Below are 24711 nucleotides of genomic sequence, written 5' to 3'. Positions count from 1 at the left end.
GCCGATCCGCCCGCTTGGAACCATTTGTTCCGGCAATTTCCTTCCGGCATCGCACAGGAACCAGATAAACGTCCATGCCCGACCGGCCCATGCTCTACCTGATCGCCCTCGGTTCGAACCAGCGCCACCGGCGATTCGGCGCGCCGCGCGCCGTGCTGACCGCCGCACTGGAGCGGATGGGCGATGACGGCCTGACAGTCTGCGCCACGTCCTCCACCATCACGTCTCGCCCGGTCGGCCCCTCGCAGCGCAGCTATGCCAATGCCGCGGCGATCATCAGGACACGGGCGCAGCCGCCCGCTTTGCTGGCACTGCTCAAGCAGATCGAGGCCGGATTCGGCCAGCGCCGCGGCCAGGCCTGGTCGCGCAGGGTTCTGGACCTCGATATCATAATGTGGGACGGCGGCGCCTTCGCCGGCGCCTCCCCTGCCCTGACAATCCCCCACCCGATGCTGCGCCAACGCAGCTTCGTGCTCGGGCCAGCCACGGAAATCGCTGCCGATTGGCGCGACCCGCTGACCGGCCTGACCATCGCCCAGCTGGCCGCCCGCAACCACCGACCCAAAAAACGTCCGGAAAAAGCGCCAAAGCCGCTTGACCATGAAACAAAGCGCCACTAGGGAAGCGCTTCCCGAAGGCATCGTGCACCGCACAGCCTGTTGAGGGGGCCCTTAGCTCAGTCGGTAGAGCAACTGACTTTTAATCAGTAGGTCGCTGGTTCGAACCCAGCAGGGCTCACCACTTTTATCTATATAGATTAGTGTGTTGGACAGGCTTTGAACTGCTTGCGACATTCAATGGCGCGGTCCAGAACCGAATAAGCATCCCGATCTGCGCCCAGCGCACAACATCCCCGATATTCTCTGTAAGAGCGCGGTGGCTTTCGCGCGCCTCGCTTGCTTATCCGGGAGGGAAGGGTCAGGGATTGGCAGAGCGCTTCGATTGCCAGAGTGTTGTGGGCAGCCCTGCCCATTCAGGGCCGACTCCACATATCCGAGTTGACCGAAGCCGACACTCCCGCGTGACCCCACGGCGTGCGATGGTTAGAACAAGGTTCTGGTCAACGAGAGATCAAGAGCCTCCGAAGGGACGCCAATCCGGTTCGCGATGCGAAAAACATGCTCAGGAATGGTCCCGGGAAAATCGGCAGGCGACATAGTCCATGCGACATATTTATCTTTCCTTTGCCGAACAGGCTTGCGCATAATGTCCCGGTTTGGCCAATCTTCGTTTTGTCGAAATACGGCCGCTTTCAGGCATGTGTCACACAAGCCTGAGCGCGACGCTGAATAGGGGGCAGGTCGAAGTTGCATTTGCCGGGGGAATTCGGCAAGAGGCTGGGCATTTACGGAACGGTTTCCCAATGCATAGCTCAGGACATAAACTTACCTATCGCCCGGAAATCGACGGTATGCGCTGCATCGCGGTTGCGGCTGTTCTGATTTATCACCTGAAGATAACGGTTGCAGGAACTTCTATTCTGCCAGGGGGCTTTCTTGGCGTTGATTTGTTCTTTGTTCTTTCTGGCTTTCTGATTACCAAAATCCTTCTGGAAGAATTGCAAACGCGGGGCAGGATCGGCTTTGGCCGGTTCTATGCGCGGCGCGCGCGACGTATTCTCCCTCCCCTGCTATTGGTCATGCTGGTCAGCGTTCCGGTGGCCTTGGCCGTTTTGCTTCCGAGCGAGCTAAGCCGTTTCGGCATGTCGCTGCTCACCAATCTATTCTTCGTCAGCAACCTTTTCTGGGCAGATCAGCTTGGCAGCTATGGAGCGCAGTCGAGCCTGCTGCAACCGTTCCTGCATACCTGGAGCCTTGCGATCGAAGAGCAGTTCTACCTTCTTTTCCCTTTGGCTCTGTTTGGTTTGTTCAAAATCGGTAGACGAAATGCGATCTGGATCGGTATCGTTGCCATGGCCCTTATCAGTCTTGTCATCGCTCATCTGACCACACTCCATCGGGCAGACCTGTCCTTTTTCTCGCCGGCTAGTCGGGCGTGGGAATTGCTTGCCGGCTCCGGGCTGGCATATCTGTCCCAAAAACGACCGGATGCTCTTCGCACAAGGCGGTTCGCGGGCTTTGTTCCCCTCTTTTCTCTTATCGTTATCATCGGCTATTTCGTCGCCTTTCACTTTGACCAACACGCACATCCTGGCCTACCCACTTTGCCTTTCATCTTGGCATGCTGTGGGCTTTTGTGGTTTGCTCAGCCGGGTGAGCCGTTGACGAAGGTGCTGTCCACCTCTCCCTTCGTGTTCATCGGGAAGCTCTCTTATTCAATTTACCTTTGGCATTTTCCTGTGTTTGCCTTCGGTCGGCTGACCAACCTGGACGGCGTGACCGCAGCGGACCACGCGCTCTGGATTGTTGTCACCCTCGCCCTCTCGGCTGCGGGCTACTATGCGGTCGAAAAGCCGTTTCGCTTTCGCATACCGGGTCGGGCCTTTGTGGCGACGACATGCATGGCCACTCTCGCAATCGCGATTTTTGCCGGGCTAAGCAGTTTCACCGATATGCTGTCGCAGCATCGGCTCGCCAAGCTCGACGCGCTCTATCAGGATAACACTTACGACAACGAAGTGCTGCAAAAACAATCTTGGTCCATCCTGAAGGGTTTGTATCAAAATTCTAGTGAAGGCGAACCACTGGCCCATGTGGCGTCACGCCACGAGAAAGAGGATCTTTGGTTCAAAGATACAGGCGGTCCGAAGATATTGGTTGTCGGAAATTCCCACAGCAAAGATTTCTTCAATGGCCTGTACCTGAACGCAAATGGGTATGAAGTCGCGCGCTATGGCCTTCGCAGCAATTTTGCCAAGTCCGACGTGGAGGCACTGTTCGCTTCGCCGAACTTTGCCGCAGCCGATCTTGTCATGGTCGCGACAAAATATGATTCCACCAAGATCGCGAAACTGACCGCCGCCCTCCAGGGCATGCGCGCGCGGGAAAAAAGGGTTCTGCTGATTGGAAACACGGCAGAGTTTGAATCACCCGGGGTGCTGCCAATATTCGACTGGTACTTGCGGCGTTCCGGGGATCACGCGAGCCTTGAGAAACTGAATGCGCTTGCTCCGCGCTATGAGGTTGCCAGCGTCGCGCCGCTCAACCTGACTTTGCGTAATCTTGCCCAGCAACTGGATATCCGGTTTGTCTCGCGCAGGGATTTGGTGTGTGACGATGCGGTCGGGTCTTGTCATCTCATCACGCCCGACGGGAAAAAGGCGATGTTTGACGGGCATCACTGGACGTTGGACGGCGCGCGCTACTTTGTCCGGCGCGCCCTTGAACAAGGCCTTTTGGAGCAGCCCGCCTCCGTCGCGGGTTGACGACCGGGGCGGGGTATTGTTCTGGCCTGCGGCCAATGATCCGGTGACGGGCGCTGTGACGCGCCGTAATTTGTGCCTTTCCTGTTCTCTTGCGGGCGAACTCCATATCAAGCTCGTCCCGCTTCGGTGAGCGAAGATGCCCAGAACGAACCCGATCAAAGCCTTGGCTCGACGACAAAATGGCCATCCTGCAGATTGAATCTGCTACGAATGAAATGACAGCAACCGGGCCGGCCAGCCCGACGCACGGCGGCTAATTCTGTTATTCAGGCAATGATGATCTGGTTGCCGGTATCGTGGATCGCCTCGCTTCCCGATTCCGTGATCAGCACCAGGTCCTCGAGGTGAGCGGTACCGGCGGAACCGCTTTCCAACAACGGGCAATCGACGCTGATGATCATACCGGGCTGGAGCACCAGGTCCAGCGCCGAGCCATCGCTATCAAATTCGGGATGTTCCGTGTGCGCCAGTCCCACGCAATGGGGATTGAACGGAACCTGGATGCTGCTTCCCAGCTTGCGTAACACCGCCTGCCCCTGCGCGCGAATGTCGGAAAAACGCATACCCGGCTTCAGCCCGTTACGCACTTCATCCCATGCGGTGCCGATGGTTTTAACCTTGCGGATCATATGGGATGCAGGTTCGCCGATGAAAACAGTGCGGCCATAATCGCCATGATAGCCGGCCCGCGAACTGACCCCGTCGATCAAGATCGCCGTGCCCTCGACAATATCTTCATCATAGGCTTCGTCGATTGCGCCGTTAAGCACCAGAAATCCCGGCACATTGCCCAACAGACCGACTTGCGAATTGAAGTGATTGCGGATGTTGCGCAATGTGCCGAGATTGCGGAACTGGCCGGTCGTCTCCAGCGCGGCTGCAATATTGGCCCGCGATGCCGCCTTCATCAGGCCGATTTCCCGCTCTGTTTTGATCAGGCGGATATGCTTTGCCAGATCCAGGCCGTTGCCTTTCCGCGCTCCGGGTAGGGATTTCGCGACAAGATTATGCGCGTGAATGGTGTCATATCCAACGATACCGCCTGATAGGTCCACGCCCTCTAGAGCAGCCTTGAAAGCATCCTCTGTCGATTGATAATAGGGCGCGGCACCCAGTATTTCACGACGCCGGTTCTGTTCTCTGGCGGTCTTGCTCTCCCCTTCGGGCGTGGCCAGCATGACGGCATCGGCGGCCTCGTCTCCATCCGGCCCGGTCACCAGCATCGGTTCGACACCGGGGGCAAGTCCCACATCGGCCGACATGAAATAATAAGGGAACTGGGCTGTGATGAAGCGGATTGGGGCGGTCTTGTCTTTGGCGACAACCGCGAAACTCTGGTTCTCAAACCCGAGGCGGTGCATGCCGGATCTGATGCCGGTAAAATAATAGACATTGACCGGTTGCTCTAGCACCAGCAAAGAAAATCCGAATTTTTCCATCAGGGAGCTTGCCCGGTCCCGGTCAATGCCATCCGGCGCCGTCATCGGGGGAAGTTTTGCGGGTGCCGCTGCATCAAGCCTGGTCGCACCGATTGACGCCGATACGGCGCTCACTGCCAAAAATGTTCTGCGATCCATAAAAGCCGATTCCTCAAATATGATCCGATCCATTGGCCGGTGTGATGGTCCGGTCAGACCGTGTTCAAAGTGACCCTATCGCGGATAGGAACCACTGCTGACCAGATCTCGCCAACCCGCGATACCGGTTGTCAACTTGGCTCCGCCACCATCCGGACGACCATCCAGCCTTCGAATGGTCATCGGTCGCAGACCTCCGCAAATGGCATATTTGCCAATTGCGGAGGTCAATTCGGGCTGCACGATGTTCGTCATATGAAGTTGATCATGCACTTTATCGGCACCCCGGTCTAACGTTAATCGAACGATCCTACATCGCGAAGGACAGGCTCGCGAGGAACGTCCGTGGTTTCAGGATGGTAAAACCGGGACTGGTCGTTCCCGTAAAACCGGCAACATAAGTAGCTTCATCGGTCAGGTTATCGACCTGGAACTTCAGCTCCCAGCGCCGGTCATCCGTAGCAATGGCGGCAAAAGCGTTGGATCGGAAATAGGCCTTCGTCTCGATCGCATTGGTAACTTCAGAAAAGGAATCGCCCGTATAGGACCCGTCGATCCCGATGCGCATCACCAGATCGTCATTCAGATTCTCCTCGAAATTCATACCGGTCTGAAATGTCCAGTCGGGCACGAGAGGAAGATCGGTACCGCCGGCAGCGGCGGCCTGTGATGTCGGATCAAGAAAGCTGTAGTCTCCGTCTTGATAACCGACATTTGCAAACAGGTTGAAACCCTCGATCGGAGACAGCGACAATTCGAATTCTACGCCAAATACCGTGGCATCGCCGACATTCTGAATGGCAAAAGAGCCGGGGCTGATAAGGCTAGATTGCTGCAAGCCCGAGATATCATTGTAGAAAACAGTGATATTGGCGCGTCCGAAGCCGTTCATGAACGTGCTTTTGAGACCCCCTTCATAGGCCCAGACACTCTGTGGTTCATAGGCCGTTGCCAATACGGACGGATCAAGGATCGACAGGCCGTTGAAGCCGCCCCCCTTAAATCCCTTCGAAATGGAGGCGTAGGCAAAAAGATCATCGCTCACTTCGTAATCCAGCCCGATTTTCGGGGTGAAGGAACTGAACTTTTCTCGCAAAGACACGGCCGTTCGCGGATTGGGCGTGCCAAAGCCGGATTGGATGCTCGCATCAAAATCCTTATGATCCACACTATATCGCCCGCCCACGGTAATCGTCGCCCTGTCGGTCACGGCATAATCCACCTGCGCGAACGCGGCATAGCTTTCGGTCTTGATCGACAGATATGTCGGATCGAGATTGTTCAGACCGAAGAGTGGTATATCGTCCGTGATCGATTGATCCCCGGTTTCGCGGAAATAAAAGCCGCCGACAATCCAGTTGAGCTTGCCGTCAAGCGCCTCGCCCTGAAGCTGAAGTTCCTGAGAAAACTGGTCCGCAGTCGACTCCGCACTTCGATCAAACGCAGCCGAATAGACACCCGGGCTGGGTTCAAAACCGCCTGCCAGATCCCATCTCCAGTCATCTTCGAGATCGACATATCCCGTGATCGAACGCAAAGTGATATCGCCGAAATCATAAGCTGCGTTGAGCGATACAGCGATGGTTTCCGTCCGCCCGCTAGATTCCTGGGGATATTCGACAATATAGGGATCGGTGCCGAACCGGGGTGTGATATCATCGGTCGTGACAAAATCGGTACGGCCGGTCGGCACACGCGGCAGATTGCCGGCGACCGCAATATATCCATCATTTTTATCCCGCGAATAAGTCGCTGAGAGGGTTGCTTCAAACGGACCGTCTTGAAACGCCAGTTTGCCGCGAACAGCGATATTTTCTTCTTTGCCGATATCCTCGCCGGTGGCGCGATTGTAGATATAACCTTCGCCGACATCGCGGTAGAGGACTGACACCGAAGCGCCCATTGTATCAGTCAGCCCCGTGCCGACTGATGCGGTTGCTTTCACTTCGTCATAGCTGCCGTATCCGATGGAACCATTCACCCACTCATCCGTGGCGGACGGTGTGCGCGTAATGATCTTCAGCGCGCCGGAAAAATTATTGCGCCCGTACAAAGTTCCCTGCGGTCCGCGCAGCACCTCGATCCGCTCGACATCGCCCAATTGTGAATTGGAACCTTGTAGCCTAGCACGATACACATCGTCGATATATATGCCGACCACCGGTTCGGAAACGATCAGGCCGCCAACTTGTTCAGCCCCTCCACGCAGACCGATTTGCAGTGTAGAGGGGTTTGCAGTTGCCGGCAGCAGTTGAAGATTGGGGACCGCCCGGGCAAGACCTTGAACATCGACAATGCCCTGTTGATCGAGCGCGTCGGAATCCAGCGCCGTGATCGTTACCGGTGTTTCCTGCAGATTTTGTTCTCGCCGTTGCGCCGTCACCACGATCACATTTGATGATGATGTCTCGGCTTCTTCGGTCTGAATCTGTGCCTGCGCTGCTAATGGAGCGAATGCGGACAGGATTGTTGTGGCTGTCAATGGCGCGACTATTTTTTTATGGTTCATATCAATGTCCTTTTATCCCTGATATCCTTGCCCATCAAAATATGAAGGCCGATTCCGATTGATATCACCGCGTTGAAGTCTATCCGACAGGCGGGTAGAGAGCCCTCATTAGGCCTGGATTCCCGTGAAATTCTGCATTGTAAACGCGGATCAGCGCCCCGTTCCCGATTGTAAAAACGTGTATCGAGGGGAGACCGATCCTGCCGATATTCGAAGAAAGTGGCTTCGCCGACGCATATCAGAAGCGGGCGTGGTCCCTGCGCTATCCGACCCGGTATGAATTGCCGTCTGCAGCGCCAAAGAGGATATCTCGATGCGGACAACCCGGCAGTATCTGGCCGGAATTGGACAAACGCAATAATGTTAGCGCAGGCGCCATAGTGCGGGATCTACTGACGACCGTCATCCTCGGTATTTTCGTCCGCCATTTTCCGAGCCAACCTGTCGGCTCGTCTCCGCTGCTTCTTCTCCAATATCTTGCGGCTGGCCTCGCCAAGCAGAACGGTATCTGCCATGACCGCGCCGCGCTCGCCAATCGGCCGGTCTTTTCCGATGGTCGAATCCTGGAAGGTCTGCCTTTCGGTTTCCGCGTTTATTTCCGCGCCGATCAACACCGAATAGGCGGACAAAAACAGCCACATGAGGAAAATGACAACAGCAGCGAGCGATCCATAGGTCGCGTTATAGTCGCTGATATTCGCGGCATAATAGCCAAAGCCGACGGTTATCGCGAGCCATAGCAGCGTCGCCGCCACCGACCCCAGCGAGAGCCATCGCCATTTGGCCGGCCGGCGGTCCGGCGCATAGCGAAAGAACAGTCCGAACGTGAAACTGACCAGAAATCCGGCCGTTACCCAGATCGCCAGTTTCAGGAATATCAGAGCGGCATCACCGACATAGCCCTGCAGAAAGTTGCTGATATAGGTGAATATCGATATCGCTGCCAGACCGACGACCGCGACGCCCGCCATGCCGATGGTAATCTGCGCGCCAACCAGTGTCGTCACGAAAATATTCCGCGTTTCATGTTCTTCATAGATGATATTCAGCGCTTTCATCATCGCATTGGCCGCTCGCATCGCACCATAGGTCGATACCAGCAGAGCAAGGGCCAGGCCGACCCCCTGCGCGGTCTTGCTGGTGTTGACGATCGACAGCAGCTGTTCGCGCAAGATCGACAACACGGCAGAGGGGAGAATCGGAGCCAATTGATCGATGCTTCTGGTAACCGTATCGGGATCACCGACAAGACCGTAGAGCAGCACGATAACGGCAATCAGCGGGACAAATGCGAGAAAGGCGAAGAAAGCAACGCCCGCCGCCAGCAGCGGCAGATTGTGAAAATCGTTCATCACATATAGACGCTTCAAAATTACCCACCATGCTTTCAGCGGGAAATGGAGCGGGGTTCTGGCCTTAGCGCCCGGAGTCCGCGCAGCGATATCTTCCAGTTTCGAATTGTCTGTATCGTGGTTATCGGAAATATTTTCGTCGCGACGGGCAGCACTCATTGCGTCGCTCCGCTTGCCTCTTCCGTCTGTTTTGCCGACTCCATGATCTCGTCCGCCTTGCGCCCTTCGGAAAGGTGCCTATTCACGCCAGATTCAATCGCCTCGGCCTCTGCATTGAGCTGATCGAGATTATCCTGATATTTCTCGTCAAAATCCTTTTCGCATGCGCTCAAGCACAGCAACGGGAAGGCCAGCGAGATAATGGTCCTGTGCATCAGTAATCCTTCCGGTATCGCAGATTAACATTCGAACCGCCGAAGCTGCCGACCGAACTCAGCACAGACAGCGCCGGTGTCAGGCTGATTTCCAGCTGTGTCGCGGTATAGCCGCGCGCGTCCGTGACAATCTCCACATATATGTCATTGGATATATATTGACCGGCGGCGATTGACGTACTGCGCCCCGTGTCTTCGTCTGCGCCCAATATGCGGAGGCGATCGATGCCCACCGAGGACTGCAGCACGCCGAGCGGATTGAGGCCGCCGCCACCGCCCCTAAGCCCGTTGAGGGATGATGCCAGTTGCACAGCCTGGATCGGAGTCAACTCGCCGATGGAGTTGCCGAACAATATCCGCGCCATGATTTCGTCCTGCGGCAGGCCGGGCGTGGAACTGAAGGCGATTTCCGGATTCTCGGCGCTGCCGGTGATGTTGATGCTGATATCAACATCGTCCGCCTCGCCACTCGCGACCAGCGTCAGCGCCGGATTGGTCATAGACCCGCCATTGAACCGCAGCCGCCCCGTTTCAAGGTCGAACGACCGGCCGGCAAAGCCTAGCGTTCCGCGGATCAGGTCGATGCCGCCGGTCAGTTCCGGCTTGCCAGTGGTGCCGCGAACCTTGATATCGGCCGACCATTCGGAATCGAGCCCCATGCCACTGACATAAATCTGGTTGTCGGCGACCAGATCGATATCGAGTTTCCAGTTGCCGGGTACGCCGCTGACCGGCTCTGCATCACCGGTGATTTTCTTGCGGCCCAGAGCGGGCTTGCGTCGCACGCCGCTTAGCGTAGCGACCTTCGTCGATCCCTCATAGACGATCTTGTACCGCGTCTCGGGCAGGCGGATACGGCCCCGGATTGTCGCCGGATTATTCGAATTGTTGACGACTTGTATTTCACCGGTAGCCCGAGCGGCCAGATCGCTACCCTGTGCCAATGTTGCATTGTCCAGATCGAGCGCCAGTTGCAACGGATAGCCCTTGGCAGAACTCAGAGAAACAAAGCCCTTGCCGCTGATGGTTCCGTCTCCGGCCTTGGCGGTTAACGCGGTGACCTCGAGACGGTCGTTGGTGAAATTGCCTTGTATCTTCATATCGGTCAGGCGGGTGCCATAAGCGTTATTCTCGTAGACCAGCTTGTTGGCTCGGACGATCCCGGTCAGGGTCGGGTCCTGCACCCGGCCGGAGAAATCGGCCGCGACGCCGATCGCCCCCTGCAGATCCTGATCGGGCAGCGCTGCAAGAGAGAATAAAGTGCTGGCCGGTCCGTTATAACGCAGACCTCCCGACAAGGGCGCGGCCAGCAATCGCGTCGTCCACGGTCCGGCGGTGGGCGGCAGCGGCGTCAGATTGACATGCATCCGGCCGATCGCGGCGCCCCTCCGCCGGATTATCGCACGGGCATTGCCACCATCTGCGAGCAGACGCCCGACAAGGTGGAGATCAACCGGTTGCGAAACCGAGGCCAGGCTGGTGCGGGTAAAATTGTCGATCCGCAAACGCGCATCCGCTTCCGGGAAGACATCCGGCGAATCCTGTGAAAAGTCGAGGCTGCCGGTGGCCGTTCCCCCGAGCCCCAGACCGGGCATCATCGGGTTGACCAGCGCCAGATTGACGTTGTTCAAGCGGCTTTGAATATGCAAGCCCCTCCCGTAGTCGCCGGCCAACTGTATGCTGCCTGCCGACAATTCGATGGTTGTGGGGAGCAGGCTATATTTGTCGGTTCCGGGAATGATGCGCGCGGCTTTTCGGGTTTTGAAGTCAATGCCATTGGCCCTGCCATCAAGTGCCACGCGCCAAAGCTTCGGCGCGAGCACAGCATTGGCTGCAAATCGGAACGGCACCTGATTGCGGCCTTCCGCCATGATTTTCGCTGTACCCTGCCCGCCCCGATAGTCGATTTTCGCCCGCGCGGCGGCAATTTGCAGGTCTTGCATGTCGAGACCCTGAAGCTGGATATCGGCGACAATCTGCGGCTGGTCGTAGAGAATGATATCCGCATCAATAATCGCCCGCTCGATGGCCAGTTGAGCTGGGCCGGACAATAAGCTCTGCGCGGCGGTCGCGTCGACAACCGCTCGCTGCTTGCCGCTGAAAGCGCTCAGGACCACTTTCCCCTCTATCCCGGAACCGTTCGCGACCAGCTGTCCGGAAAACGGGCCGGGCGCGGCCTGCCGGATGCGGCCCGACAAGCCGACACCAGCAAATTGCGTTCCCTGGTTCACGTCGACGGTTAGTGGCCCGCTACCCGCGAGAATATCGATATCGGCATCAAACGGACCATAATCACTGTTGCCATTGGCAACGATGGCATAGCCGCTCGCACTGCCCCTGACGGTGGCGAGAAGATCCGTCATGCCGACGCCAAGACCGGGCCGTGCGGCGGCGATCGTGGCAACCGGACGAGCCGCGCTGCCACTCACTTTCACACCGATCGGTCCATATTGGTCGGACATGCCCCTGGCTGTAAAATCGATCCCGCCTGACGGCGAATAGCGACCGCTGCCTTCCGTCAGCCGGAAAGACGGCGCGGCAACATTCAGACTTCTGATCCGCGCGAGTCCGCTGGTATCATAAGACAATCTCGCGACGATCAAGCTGTTTCCGCCGAGAAACTCCCGTGCCCCGTCGTTGAATATCTGGCTCGACCGCGCGCGGACCGTACCGGTCAAAGCAAAGCCTCCATCGTTCCCGGATATCAGATCGATATCGCTGTCGATATTGAAGACACCGACGCTTTCGACGCGATAGCCGTTGATGCGCCCCTTGAGCCCGCCCGTGTAGAGCCCCTCGTCGAGGTCGGCGACGATGATCGCAGTCGCGTCAATCCTGTCTGAGGCAATCTGGAGATTGTCGGAAAGCAACTTGCCATTCGCATATCCGAAATCACCCTCCAGCCGGACATTGGTCAGCAACGCGCCGACGCTTTCGTCCAGCCCGGCGATCCGTTCCGCCCGGGCCTGCAAGGGAATGCGCCATTGATCCTCTTCCAGCTTAACATTACCGCTGGCACGCAAGCCGATCACAAGTGTCTCGTCAAAGCCCAGCTGCGCTGCATCGACCATATAATTGACAGACGGAGCGGCGAAATCGCCGTTCAAGGTCATTTTGGCGGCGACACCGGCGCCGCTGATATTGGTTGCAATGGCCGATGGCTGAAGTAGCCGGAAATCGACATCGAGATCCTGCATCCTGTTGTTACCCAGATCGACAAATCCATCGGTCGCCAGAACGAAATTGTCGCTGCCGAGCCGTCCCTTGATTTCGAATTTCCGTTCCGCGCCGGCAGCGGTAAAGTCGATTGTCGTGACTGGCTCGAGCATGTTCCGGCCGGGACCGGTTACCAGCAATCCGGGTCGCGCATCGCCGCGCAGCGCAAATGTTCCTTCGCGCGCCGATATCGCAAGATCGGCGAGCCTGTCCGCGCCACTGCTTCCCTTTAAGACGCCGTCCCATTTCGTCCAGTCGCCCTCGCCGTTAAGGACAAGGCTTATCGGCCTGGCCGTGCCGGACAATCCGGCCAGCAATCCGTCGGCCGGAGCATCCAGTTCGAGCGCAAGGTCCAGTATATTCTGCTCCGGTACGGCATTGATGGCGAATGCGATCTTGTCGCCACCCGCGATGTCCGGACCGGACAGCGCCCGGGCATGGCCGTTCAATATGGCACGCGCATCCGCTATCTTAACATCCGCCGCGAGACTGAGCAGATGCCGTTCGCCGGTGACTGCGTTGGCGATATCCAGTTCACCGATTTCCAATCTGCCGACATCAATATCTAGATCGGGCAGAAGCGGTCCCTCTGACGCTGTCGGCAGAAACTCCGGCAGACGGAGCAGATTTGCCCTGGGAATGGCCAGCGAGCGAATGTCGACATGACCGCCGATAAAGGCGAACGGGCGCCAGTCCAGCGCGACCGTCTCGGCAGTAGCAAAAACCCCTTCCGGATCGTGAATTTTCACACCGGAAATTTCCATGCCGCCATAGATGGAACCATCAATCCGGTCCACTTCCAGCTGCATGCCATTTTCGAACTCCAGCGCCTCGATCTGTTCTTTGACAAAGCGATGTCCGCTGCTGCTGTCCAGCCAGAGATAGGCGGCAATCAGGAACGCCAGAACAAACGTGACCAGAACGCCCGAGCCGATTGCGACATTGCGAGCCATACCGGACTGGCTTTCCGGCTCAGCCATGGTTTCGCTGTCCGCCATCAGAAGGCCTGACCAATAGAAATATAGACCGACACGCGCGATTCTCCCGGCTGCCGGTTTATCGGGGTCGCGACATCAACCCTGAGCGGCCCGAAATTGGTATAGAATCGCCCGCCGATGCCAACGCCGTAGCGCAGATTGTCGAAGCCCGGCGTGGAACTGGTGTAGACTTGTCCGGCATCGACGAAGCCGACAATCCCGTAATCGCCGAAGCGATAACGGACTTCCGCGGCCGCTTCGACCAGGCTTCGCCCGCCAATCGGCCGATTTTCGGTGTCTTTCGGGCCCAGCTCCTGATAGCCAAAACCGCGAACAGAGCCGCCGCCACCGGCATAATAGCGTCGGGACGGCGCGATCAGCTCGCGGTCCGCACCGGCTATGGATCCGACGCGCGCACGGCCCGCGATGACGATGCCGTCATCAACCGGATAATATGCGGTACCTTCCAGCAAGCCACGGCCATAGATCTGCGTACCGCTGCCGAGCGATGCCTCCGGCGACAGTTTCGCGGACAGGCGAAAGCCCCGGGTCGGATCCAGCAAACTGTCGGTTGTATCAAATGTCACCTGCCCGGGTAGCGCGGCAACGTAAAAGGTACGCCGGTCCCGTTCACCGGTGGTAAAATTGAAATCCTGTTCATTGGTGCCGAGAATCTCGAAACCATAGCTGTAGCTCAACCGTTTTTGCCAGATCGGGGTACTGTCGTAGGAGATGCGCCCGGCCAGTCTGCCGGTAAAGGCCTCATAGGCGTCGAAGTCGCTGTGTAACGCCGAGATACCCAGTTCAGCCGTCCGGTCACGGCGACCGGCATTGCTGCGGCGGAATGTCAGGGAAGCCCCCTGCTCCTGGGTCCCGGCGACTGCACTGGCGATCAGGGCGCCTTCCGGCGGAAACAGATTGCGGTGGGTCCAGCTGCCTTCCAGACGAAATCCCTGGCCCGTGCCATAGCCAGCGCTGCCTGCCAGAGTGCGCGGCGGTCCGGCCATCTGTTCGACATTGATTGTTGCATATTCGGTCCCGTCCGGTCCCGTCTCTCCGCTTGCGGTCGGCTTCACCGATACGATGGAAAACAGGCCGGTAGCGACCAGAGCCTGACGCAGGTCATCGACCATGCGGCTGTCATATAGCTCGCCCTTGTCAAACCGGCTCAGCACCGCAATATGATCGGCATCGAAAGCGGTGGTGCCGGTGGTTATGATTTCACCATAGCTGCTGCGCGGGCCGATATCGACGGGGAGCGTGTAATCGCCAGTGCCGGCTTCGGGATCGAGCAGAATATCCCGCTGGCCCGTTTCGGCAAAAGGATAGCCCTGCTGCGGCAGAACCACCGCAATATTCGCTTCGGCGGCCAGAATCCGTTCGGCGACGATCGGCTCTCCGGTCGCGGGAGCAAAATTTCTGGCAATCAGATCTGCGGGAACGGGATTGTCGGCATCAAATTTGAGCGTGCCGAGATTGTAGCGCCGGCCCGGCTCGACCTGCAGCACCACGGCCAGCCTCTCGCCGTCCGTCTCGGGAAGCTCTACCGTGCCGTTCACCACGGCGTCGAAAAATCCCTGCCCGGTCATAATGTCGACCAGCAATTGCTGGTCCTCCTGCATCCGGGCCGAGACCATGGCGCCGTTCACGGCCTTGCCGTCAGCATCCTCCAGCGCAGAAAGCTCCTTGAACAGGCTGCGGATATCATCGGCACGCACGGGGCGAACCTGGGCCTCGCCGCTTTCGCCAAGGCTGTCGAGACCCTCTATACGATAATCATATCGCAATTCGGCTGTCTGCCCGCTTTCGTCCGCTTCGGTATATTGGCTCTCGTCGAACGGCTCGACATCAAAGCTGTCGATCGGCGTCAGCGGATCATCTATTTCAGGATCATCGACCGGTGCATCGGCAATCAACTCGTTCGTATCTTCGTCCTGCAACGCGGGCAAGGCGGACAGACCAGCCTCCGCATCGTCCCGCAGGGTCTCGCGTTCCAGCCTTTGCTGCTCGGCCTCCCAGTCGTCGACACTTCCCATCGCGGCATCGATATTCTCTTCGATCGCCGGGATCGTCCGGTCAAATTCGGCGTCATCGATAATCGGCGCGCGCCGTTCTGCCGTCGTCCCGGCGCTATCCTGAGACTGGGCCAGGACGGTCGTTGCGTTCATTCCGGCCAACGAAAATATTGCGGTGAAGGCCGGTATCTTGTTCATGTAACGCATTCGGGTGCCGCACCTGTTTCAACGCATTCGGAGAGCAAATGCCGTGATTTCGTCTGTTAAAATGAGCTAGTCGCAGATTTCCACAATTAATAGCCTCAGCGTGTCTACGTTCAGATCCGCATCGGGTTCCCGGTCGAGAATATATTTTCCCCTATCAATATTTATGCAGGTTGCTGTTGCTGGCCATATGCAGGAGCGCAGGCACGGGATCTTAGGGGAAACGGCTCGTTCGATTCACGGCGATGGGTAGCGAGCACCGGTAACCGGCTCGCTTGATTACAGCCAGCCGGTTGTTACAGAAGCTTATATCTTCGGAGCGAGAAAAGCGAACCAGGGATATGAATTTCAAGGACCCCCGAACCACCAGGGACGGCGATTTAGATCCGGCCGGTCATCGACGTTAAACCTTCTGGCCAACTATCAACGCCGCGTCTGATCGGGAGCACGTTCCTGCTATTGTCCTACAATGGCTTTGATCCGGCGGCGCCTGGAGTCCACACAGTCCGGTTGACAGGTTGCCCGAGGCAGGCAGCGCCACGCTTCAACCGGTAAAATGGAGCAACGGGCTTTTGCTTCTGCTGCCAAGACGATAGGCTGGTTCACCAAGGATAAACGAATATGTGGTAACGAACCCCATGGCGAAGCTCTCGGAAAATGCTCCGGCGCATGATGCAGAACAGCAAATGCGGCTGATTGAACGGCGACTGGCCCGCAGCGAGGCGGCGCGCGCAGAGGCCGAGCAGTTACTGGAATCGAAAAGCCGTTCCCTCACGCAGGCGCAGGAACAGTTGCGCCAGAAGGAAGTCGAGTTACTCGAACATGTCAACCGGCAGACTCTGTCGCATGTCAGCGCCCAGAATTTGGCCAATGTGGCGACTTTTTACGGAGACGAGAACCAGAAATTCATTGGATCGGACAATTTCGCCAGCGTGATCGGTTCGAAAAAGCCGGTCACCAGTTTCATGCAATTTGCCGCCATGGTGCATCCGCACGACAAGGCCAATGCAACGGAAATCCTGATCGCCGCATCCGAGGGGCGGCTGGTGGACGAAAATGTCGAGGGCGATTTTCGCTTTTGCGATGATTATGGCAAGATCCGCTGGCTGCGATGGTCGGTTACACAGCGAAGGTCGCCGGACGGTGTCCGCTTCTTCGGCTTTGGCGCCGTTCGCGATATCACCAAGGATCGTCAGGCCGAGCGGCAGGAACAGATCTTGCGGAAACTGAGCGAACGCCGGGCGCGGCAGCTGCAGAATATGACCAATGACCTGAAAATCGCGCGCGAGGAAGAAGAGCACAAGAGCAAGCAGCTCGCACAACGCCTTGTCGAGATGGAACTGATGGGCTCGGCGCTGGAAGAAGCCAGGGCTGCTGCTGTGGAAGCAAACAAGTCGAAATCGCGGTTTCTGGCGATGATGAGCCATGATATCCGCACGCCCATGAATGCGGTGCTGGCCACGCTGGAGCTGCTCAGCATCACCGACCTGACCCGCGAACAGCTTAGACATGTCGAGCTGGCGCGGGACAGCGGTGACCAGTTGTTGTCCCTGCTGGCCGATATCATAGAATATGCCCGCGCCGACGGCTGGAAACTCGATTTGCAGATGCGCGAGGTCGCCCTGCCCGATCTGGTGGAAAAGACGGCCGCCACCTGGCAGCCGCTCGCCCGAAAAAAGAATCTGGAAATCTTCACCAGCCTGCCGCCCGACTGTCCCGAACATATCACGACGGACCCGACGCGGGTGCGGAACATGATCGACAATTTCGTCAGCAATGCGATCAAATATACCAGCGATGGCCGGATCGAACTGATTGCGGACATCGTGAGCGAAGCCGAAGGAACATTTCTGAAATTTTCCGTGTCGGACGACGGATGCGGCATCCCGGAGGATGTCCAGGCCGGCCTGTTTGAAGATCTGGACCGCGGCATTGCCAAGGAAAGCGCGATTGAGGGAACCGGCCTTGGGCTGTCGATCTGCAAACGTATTGTCCAGAAGATGGACGGCACGATCGGCGTGGAGAGCGAGATCGGTTTCGGCAGTGTCTTCTGGTTCATGATCCCTGTCGCCATGAGTGACGGTTCGGAACTGGCTGCGGAAAAAAGCGAGGCACTTGTCACCCCCAAGTTCCGGATCGATGGCCGGGCACCCAAATTGCTGGTTGCCGAGGACGTAGAGGCAAACCAGATCGTGATTACCGCGATGCTGGAGAATATGGGTTGTGAGACCACAGTCGTGGATGACGGATCGAAAGTGATGGACGCGCTGGCCCGCGAGGATTTCGACGGGATATTGATGGATGTGTGGATGCCGATGAATGGCATGGACGCGGCGCGTCTCGTCAGAGCAAACCGCAAATATGCAAAAATCCCGATTTTCGGTGTGACCGCGTTTGCCGCGGACAGCGAACGCACCGCAATCCTCGCTTCCGGCATGGACGGTGTTATTGCCAAACCGATCAACCTGTCCGGCCTGCACTATGTCGTCGGCCAGATTTGCGGGCTGGATATCGAGGAAGGTACGGGCGCGTCGGACCATCAGAAGCGCATTCCCGATTTCGGCGAGGTCGCGTTTCTCGACCAGACCAAATTTTCCGAACAGATTGATGCCGTGCCGGCAGGACGCCGCGCGGCACTGGTTGATGCGGTAGGCAATGATATCGGGAAATGGTGCGAGAGGTTCAGCCAGTCCTGGACTTCCCGGGACCAGCAGGGTGTCAACGCAGCCCATCATGCATTGCGTGGCATCTGCACCGGCTTTGGTGCCTATGCCTTGCTGGAGAAGGTTGATTCCATCCGGCAAAGTGGCAAACTTGGCGCATCCGATGAGCTATTGCCGATTCAGGACATGCTGGATTACACTATCGCGGCCCTTCACCGGGCGCAGCTACAGACGGCCGGTGAAGGGACCGATTGACCGGGAAGCCTTAATAGGCCCCCCTGCCCGTAATCACCGCCGGCACCGTCCGGGTAATCAGGATCAGATCGCGCACCAAAGACTGTCTGGAAAGATAGTCAAGATCCATGTCGACTTGCTTTTCAAACGGAATATCCGCACGGCCAGAAACTTGCCAGGTACAGGTCAGCCCCGGCTTTCCGGTGAGCCGGCCCCGTTCCTTGTCCTTATAGGCCAACACCTCGTCGGGCAGCGCCGGCCGAGGGCCGACGACCGACATCTGTCCGGCCAGAATATTCAGGATTTGCGGCAACTCGTCCAGTGAAGTGCGACGGATCAACTTACCAATCCGTGTGATCCGCGGATCGCTTTTCATCTTGAAGCAGACGGAATCGCGTTCATTCTGTTCTGCCAGTTGCGCCTTTCGAGATTCTGCATCCTTGTACATCGAGCGGAATTTCCAAATCTGGAACGGCTTGCCGTCTGCACCGATCCGGGTCTGCCGGAAAAATGGCGATCCCCGGTCTTCCAGGGTGATCAACAGACATATAGCGGCGGCCAATGGTCCGAGCAGCAATAGCGCGACCAGTGCGATCGACAGATCCAGCGTGCGTTTTGAAGCGGCCGCATAGCGCTCGGCATGGCCGCGGGCTACAAAGGCGTTGGCGATGGCGTGGCCGATAAAACGCAGATTGCCACCCAGATAGCGACTGGCCAGCCGACGCGGCTCCATGGCCAGGCGCCAGCACCATTCCAGACCCAGGTCCCGTACCGGCGCCGGAGCACGCGGAATGCTGTGCGAATAATAGTCGAACAGACCTCCGACACCCATCACTACCGGTACCGTGATCCGGTCGCGATATCTGGCTATCCATTTTTCCTGCACGGGGACGCCCATGCCAATCATCAGGATCGACGCGCCGGATCTGTTGATCTGGTCGATGATCTGTTCGTCCGTTCCATGGTCAAAATAACCTTGCTGGGTGCCCGCAAAGCGAAGGCCCGGATATCGGTTGCGCATATTTTTCGCGGCTGCGGCGGCAATGCCGGGTTTGCCGCCGAGCAGGAAAATGCTCTGCCCGGCCTCCGCTGCCTTTTCACAAATATGCGGAAAAAGATCCGTACCATTAAGATTGTCGACGGGCTTTGTCCCCGCCAGCCTGCCTGCCAGCCGGAGACCGGAGCCATCGGGAAGCAGCAGATCGGCCGATTGTAGGTCGGCCGCATATTGTCTGTCCCGTTTTGCAATGTTGATGCAGTGGGCGTTTATGAAATAAATTGCGTTGCGATCGCCTTGCGACGCCGCCCGGACGATTTTTTCGGCAATCTCCGGCAAACAGCCATTGGCCAGGTCCAGCCCGAACAAAGAAATGGCATATTCATCATAAGTCGACACAGCCAATTCGCTGATATGATCACGGCCTATAATAAGCGGCGAAATGCGGCGGCTGTCATTGGCGGAAAAACTGGCAGCAGATTGATACATACTCATTGTGGGACTCCATTTCATTTGCCCCCATCTTCGCACTTCGCGTGCCAGAATATGATTATTGTTATATTTCAAATAGCTATTTGGTTAATCGGCCGTTCGCTACTAATCAATCTTGTTCAAAATGCGAAAATTTTCGCAAAATGCGAACAATACCACCCACTCTGCAACAACCCGCAGACCGTTAAATTTGCGATAAGCATTATCACGCCGGAAAAACCGGCGTTTCCCAAAACTGGCACGGCAATTGAAGTGATTGTTCCGAACCAGTTTGGGAATTGCAACATGATCGCCGCACCATCAGATAAGCAGCATAGCAGCAAGCGCTCCATCATAGAGGGTCTCTTGGCCTATGGATCGGCAGAACTGGTCAATCGCATTGTCCGGATACTGGTTGTCGTCATCATCGCACGCCAGCTGGTTCCCGAACTGGTCGGTGTCGCGGCACTGACCCTCAGCCTTTTCGAACTGACCCGGGTGATAGCCAATATCGGTGTGGGCCAGAAAATCATCGCGGCGCCGGACCGGACCCTCGAAGCGGTCTGCAATTCGGCCAGACGCATATTCTGGTTCTGGTGCTCGATGGTGGCCTGCATTCAGCTGGTTGTTGCCGTGGTGCTTTTCACTTTCTTTCAACAGGGCCTGGCCGCACAGATGCTGGCCGTCCTGTGCGGCGTCTATTTTTTCATGCCCGGCGGTCTGGTCCAGTGCTTTCGTCTGATGCGTGCCAGAAAAATGGCGACTGTCGCGAAAATCGGCGCGGTCCAGACAATTTCCGACCATTTGCTCACCGGCGCCCTGATACTCGCCTGGGCCAACCCTTGGGCAATCATATTGCCAAAGCTGCTCACAGCCCCGCTGTGGCTGGTCATGATGCGACGGGCAGAGGACTGGTCCGTCAACCCGGTCCATGGTTACGCCAACCGGTCTGAGATGATCAATTTCGGCGCGGCCGTGCTGGCGACCGATATAATGCTCGCCCTGCGCAACAATCTCGACAAGCTGATCATCAGCGCGCTGCTCGGCGTTTCCGCTCTTGGCAGCTATTATTTTGCCTTCAACGCCGGCATCGGCATTATCGGCACGCTGGCCACCGCGTTTGGCACAGTGATCTACCCTTATTTGTGCAACCAGAAATCGCTGGCTGATGCCGGCAGCACCTTGCGTTTCATTCTCGGCGCTGGACTGATCATCTTCAGCGGCCTGTCACTCGCACAATATATTCTGGCACCCATTTATATACCGCTGATTTTTGGAGAAAAATGGCTCCAGGCCATACCACTGATCCAGATCCTGTCACTCGCCGGCATCCCGCTGCTGCTCGGAGCCATCGCGTCCGCCTATCTGCGGGCATCGGGCCGAGCGGCTCTCGATGCATGGCTCGGCCTTGCGGTCTGTGTCGCGGCGCTCTCGGCGATGTTCGTCGGCGCTCATTTCGGGCTGCAGCAAGCCGCAGCAGGCTGGGTGATCGGCACAGCCTCCGTCATCTCGGCCTATTCCCTCGTCATCATGACCAAATTTTTTAAAACCGAACAGGAAATTTCCCTATGAACCATCCTCATTTTTCCGTGATCATGCCGGTCTATAACGCCGCATCGCATCTTTATGCGACGATAGAATCTGTTCTGACGCAGACGGACGGTGACCTTGAACTTATCCTGGTCGACGACGGCTCAACCGACGAAAGCCTGTCGATCATGTTGTCGCTGGCCGGCGAGGACGACCGGATAAAGCTGCTTGCACAATCCAACAAGGGTGTGTCAGCCGCTCGCAATCTCGGCCTTGCTCAGGCTCGGGGCAAGCTTGTTGCCTTCATTGACTCGGATGATCTGTGGAAAGCCGAGAAGCTCGAGATGCATGGATATTTTCATGCCAAGCACCCCCAGGTCGCTGCAAGCTACGCCCAGATCGCCTTCATCGATCATGACGCAAAACCGGATGATAAAGCGAAGACCTATTCCACGGTCACAACCGCTCCATTGTCTGTGGAGCAGGTGATTGCGGAAAACCCGACCTGCACCATGTCGAACCTGGTGGTGGCAAAAGCGATCATTGACGCCGTCGGCGGCTTTCGATCGGAAATGTCCTATGCCGAAGACCAGGAATGGATCGCCCGCATCGTCTCGCATGGTCATGAAGTCTGCGGACTGGATCATCATCTCGTTGATTATCGTATGAGCCCCAATGGCCTGTCGGTCGATCTGCCGGCCATGTACGCCGGCTGGCGTTCGCTGGCGAGCCAATATGCAGATAGCGGCACCGTGCTTGCCGCCGAAGCGATTTATTGCCGCTACCTGTCCCGTCGGGCGCTGCGGGCGGGTGCCCCGGCGAGGGTCGCCCTGTCCTACGCAATGCAGGGGATAAGGTCGGACCATCTGGCGTTTCTGAAAGATGCCCGGCGCGGCTGGCTGACCCTGATCAGTGCGGTTGCTGCCCTGCTGATCCCGCGCTCCGCCAGAATTCACTTCTTTGCCTGAACCATATTCTTGAAAAAGGACAATCCTATGACCAAACCATCCATCTCGATCATCATGCCCGTCTACAATGTCCAGCGCTATGTCGCCGCGGCGATTGAATCCGTGCTTGCCCAGACATTTGGCGATTTCGAACTTGTCATTGTCGATGACGGCGGTTCAGACAGGAGCGTGGAGATTTGCGCATCTTATGCGGATCCGCGGATCCGGATCATATCCCAGAGAAACCGCGGTCTTGCCGGCGCACGCAACAGCGGCATATCGGCCGCGCGCGGCGAATATATCGCGCTGCTCGATGCCGATGACAGCTGGAGTCCGGAAAAGCTCGCGCTGCACAAAATCCATCTGGACAACAACCCTTATGTAGGCGTCAGTTACTGCGGTTCGCGGTTCATGGATGCAGAAGGAACGCTGCTCCGTCAGGCACAGCGTCCGAAGCTGGAAAATATTACCGCCCGGGATATCCTGACCCGCAATCCCATCGGCAACGGATCGGCTCCGGTAATCCGAAAGTCGGCTCTGGCCACTATCGCGTTCGAACATCCTGACGAGCGCGGACGCGAATGTTTCTTCGACGAAGGGTTTCGCCAGTCCGAAGATATCGAACTGTGGATCCGCATGGCGCTGACCGGCGGGTTCCGTTTTGAAGGGATTGACGGCTTGCTCACCCATTATCGGATCGTCTCCGGTGGCCTGTCGGCCAACATCGCTGCACAATATGACAGCTGGAACCGGGTGCTGGTGAAGACCATGGCCCATGCCCCGGAATTTGTCGCCCGGTACGGAGACGAGGCGCGGGCATTTCAGCTCCGCTATCTGGCCCGTCGCGCGGTACAGATGGGTGATGGAGCCTTCGCTCTCATATTGTTGAAAGAAGCTTTCGCCGTCTCGTTCAAACCGCTTGTCAGAGAGCCCGTGAAGTCGGCATTCACTTTTGTCGCCGCCGCTGCCGCGCGCTATCTGCCGAATGATTTCGTGAACAGGCTCGCGGACGGCTGGACCGGCGGGAGGGTTCTGAGATGACCAATTTGCCGAAAATCGTTCATCTGCTCGACGACCTGTCTATCGGAGGCGTGACGCGCAATCTCGCGCTGTTTCAGCACCCTGCCCTGCAACGCCACTATGAATGCTCGAGCGAAGAGGTTCATCCCGACTGGAGCATTGCGCCAAAAATGGATGCTGCGGTGATTGTCGTTCATTTCTCGATGAGTTGGAAGACCCTGCCCTTTCTCTACTCGCTCGCGGCGCGCAATGCACAGGCCAGGCTGGTGCTGGTCGAGCACAGCTATTCGCGGGAATGGGAAAATCTTTATGTCGCGGATCAGACCCGTTTCCGATCGATGCTGAAGCTGGCCCACAGGATGTTCGATCGGGTGATTTGCGTTTCTGACGCCCAAGCCGTCTGGCTTGAGGAATCGACCGGGCTCCGGGCCCCCAAGCGTCAGACCATATATCCCTGGAGCGACATGCAGGGCCTGGCGCAGCTGCCACGGCCGCATTTTTCGTTGAAAGCACCGCTAATCATCGGTGCCTATGGCCGGTTTGTCGAGGACAAGGGCTTTGAACGGCTGATCGGCGCGATCAATGCGCTGGGCGACCAGCAAGCGGTCGGCCTGTTGCTCGGTGGTTTTGGACCCGACGAGGACAAGCTGAGACGTCTGGCCGGATCAAATCCCAACATATCGTTTTATGGGCAGATAGACCGGGTCGACGACTTTCTCGCCAAATGCGACCTGGTTGCGGTCCCGTCGAAATTCGAAACTTATGGCCTGGTAGCCACCGAAGCACGCATGGCGGCCCGCCCGATCCTTGTATCCGGCGTTGGCGGGCTGTCGGAACAGGTCGGCGAGGCCGGCATGGTTACCGACTTCGGCGACGAGAAAGCTACGGTCAAACTGCTGGAAAACATCCGTCATCTACCGCTGGTCAAAATGTCGGTCTCGGGCCGCGACGCCTGCCTCGATATCACCGAACATCGCATCGAATCCTGGTTACAGCTGCTCGGGGATATCGCGTCCAGCCGGACTATGCCCCGCGCAGCCTAAGACGCCGGTCTGGTACAGACTCCCCGGCGGACAGCAACAGGGCCCCTGCGAAAGCGGGGGCTCTTTTTTTGCCTGCGGATACGCCGCGCGCCCGACCGATGACGGCTGCCAATGCCAACCTTCTCATCCCCCCAGATCGGCTACTGCACATTCCGACAGCCAGATCAGGATATCGGAGGGATGGTAGGCCTGGCACACCGGTAGCGACTATTGTCTCAGCCGTTGGCAAAGATGTCCGGCATCCCCATGAGAGGAAG

General features: G+C 57.5%; 14 protein-coding genes and 1 tRNA gene. 8 read left to right on the top strand and 7 right to left on the bottom strand.

Annotated features, from left to right (window positions below; translation table 11 throughout):
- Positions 1-74 precede the first annotated feature (74 nt).
- From folK to ACHZCJ_RS01330, 3 genes are all read left to right on the top strand, one after another.
- The gene (gene folK / locus ACHZCJ_RS01340; RefSeq protein WP_159643456.1) at positions 75-620 is read left to right on the top strand and encodes a 2-amino-4-hydroxy-6-hydroxymethyldihydropteridine diphosphokinase; all 546 of its coding nucleotides are present in this window, start codon (positions 75-77) and stop codon (positions 618-620) included.
- A gap of 45 nt (positions 621-665) precedes the next feature.
- A tRNA-Lys gene (locus ACHZCJ_RS01335) sits at positions 666-741 on the top strand.
- A 622-nt stretch (positions 742-1363) separates the two neighbouring features.
- Positions 1364-3325, top strand: a complete 1962-nt coding sequence (locus tag ACHZCJ_RS01330) for an acyltransferase family protein (RefSeq protein WP_394700001.1) — start codon at positions 1364-1366, stop codon at positions 3323-3325.
- A 266-nt stretch (positions 3326-3591) separates the two neighbouring features.
- Here the strand turns inward: ACHZCJ_RS01330 and ACHZCJ_RS01325 are convergent, their stop codons facing one another.
- From ACHZCJ_RS01325 to ACHZCJ_RS01300, 6 genes are all read right to left on the bottom strand, one after another.
- Positions 3592-4902, bottom strand: coding sequence for a M24 family metallopeptidase (locus ACHZCJ_RS01325; RefSeq protein ID WP_321323229.1), 1311 nt, complete (start codon positions 4900-4902; stop codon positions 3592-3594).
- Between the two features lie 310 nt (positions 4903-5212).
- Positions 5213-7411 (bottom strand): TonB-dependent receptor domain-containing protein, encoded by a 2199-nt coding sequence (locus ACHZCJ_RS01320; RefSeq protein WP_321323227.1) that lies wholly within the window; start codon positions 7409-7411, stop codon positions 5213-5215.
- Positions 7412-7800: 389 nt separating this feature from the next.
- Positions 7801-8922 carry a YihY/virulence factor BrkB family protein gene (locus ACHZCJ_RS01315; protein ID WP_321323225.1) on the bottom strand — a complete coding sequence of 374 codons (1122 nt, stop codon included), beginning with the start codon at positions 8920-8922 and terminating at the stop codon, positions 7801-7803.
- Entirely contained in the window at positions 8919-9137 is a 219-nt protein-coding gene (locus ACHZCJ_RS01310; protein WP_159643464.1) for a hypothetical protein, read from the bottom strand. The genes ACHZCJ_RS01315 and ACHZCJ_RS01310 overlap by 4 nt, the downstream gene beginning before the upstream one ends.
- Positions 9137-13351, bottom strand: coding sequence for a translocation/assembly module TamB domain-containing protein (locus ACHZCJ_RS01305; RefSeq protein ID WP_321323222.1), 4215 nt, complete (start codon positions 13349-13351; stop codon positions 9137-9139). Before ACHZCJ_RS01305 ends, ACHZCJ_RS01310 begins: the two co-directional genes overlap by 1 nt.
- A complete protein-coding gene (locus ACHZCJ_RS01300) occupies positions 13351-15543 on the bottom strand; it encodes a BamA/TamA family outer membrane protein (protein WP_321323220.1) in 2193 nt (730 codons plus the stop codon). Before ACHZCJ_RS01300 ends, ACHZCJ_RS01305 begins: the two co-directional genes overlap by 1 nt.
- 629 nt (positions 15544-16172) lie before the next feature.
- On the opposite strand from ACHZCJ_RS01300, the gene ACHZCJ_RS01295 reads away from it, so the two are divergent.
- Entirely contained in the window at positions 16173-18467 is a 2295-nt protein-coding gene (locus ACHZCJ_RS01295; protein ID WP_321323218.1) for an ATP-binding protein, read from the top strand.
- A gap of 10 nt (positions 18468-18477) precedes the next feature.
- Here the strand turns inward: ACHZCJ_RS01295 and ACHZCJ_RS01290 are convergent, their stop codons facing one another.
- Positions 18478-19938 carry a WecB/TagA/CpsF family glycosyltransferase gene (locus ACHZCJ_RS01290; RefSeq protein WP_321323216.1) on the bottom strand — a complete coding sequence of 487 codons (1461 nt, stop codon included), beginning with the start codon at positions 19936-19938 and terminating at the stop codon, positions 18478-18480.
- 282 nt (positions 19939-20220) lie between these two features.
- Here ACHZCJ_RS01290 and ACHZCJ_RS01285 point away from each other — a divergent pair, with 282 nt between their 5' ends.
- From ACHZCJ_RS01285 to ACHZCJ_RS01270, 4 genes are read left to right on the top strand one after another with little or no spacing between them, the layout of a single operon-like run.
- Complete coding sequence (locus ACHZCJ_RS01285; protein ID WP_321323214.1) at positions 20221-21486, top strand: oligosaccharide flippase family protein; 1266 nt, start codon at positions 20221-20223, stop codon at positions 21484-21486.
- Entirely contained in the window at positions 21483-22412 is a 930-nt protein-coding gene (locus ACHZCJ_RS01280; RefSeq protein ID WP_159643478.1) for a glycosyltransferase family 2 protein, read from the top strand. The genes ACHZCJ_RS01285 and ACHZCJ_RS01280 overlap by 4 nt, the downstream gene beginning before the upstream one ends.
- A 27-nt stretch (positions 22413-22439) precedes the next feature.
- Positions 22440-23432 (top strand): glycosyltransferase family 2 protein, encoded by a 993-nt coding sequence (locus tag ACHZCJ_RS01275; RefSeq protein ID WP_321323211.1) that lies wholly within the window; start codon positions 22440-22442, stop codon positions 23430-23432.
- The gene (locus ACHZCJ_RS01270; RefSeq protein WP_321323209.1) at positions 23429-24454 is read left to right on the top strand and encodes a glycosyltransferase family 4 protein; all 1026 of its coding nucleotides are present in this window, start codon (positions 23429-23431) and stop codon (positions 24452-24454) included. Before ACHZCJ_RS01275 ends, ACHZCJ_RS01270 begins: the two co-directional genes overlap by 4 nt.
- Positions 24455-24711 lie beyond the last annotated feature (257 nt).

This window comes from uncultured Parasphingorhabdus sp., from assembly GCF_963677535.2.
In the GTDB taxonomy this organism is placed as follows: domain Bacteria; phylum Pseudomonadota; class Alphaproteobacteria; order Sphingomonadales; family Sphingomonadaceae; genus Parasphingorhabdus.
The sequence above is the reverse complement of the archived record's forward strand: the minus strand, read 5'-3'. Positions and strand labels throughout refer to the sequence as shown.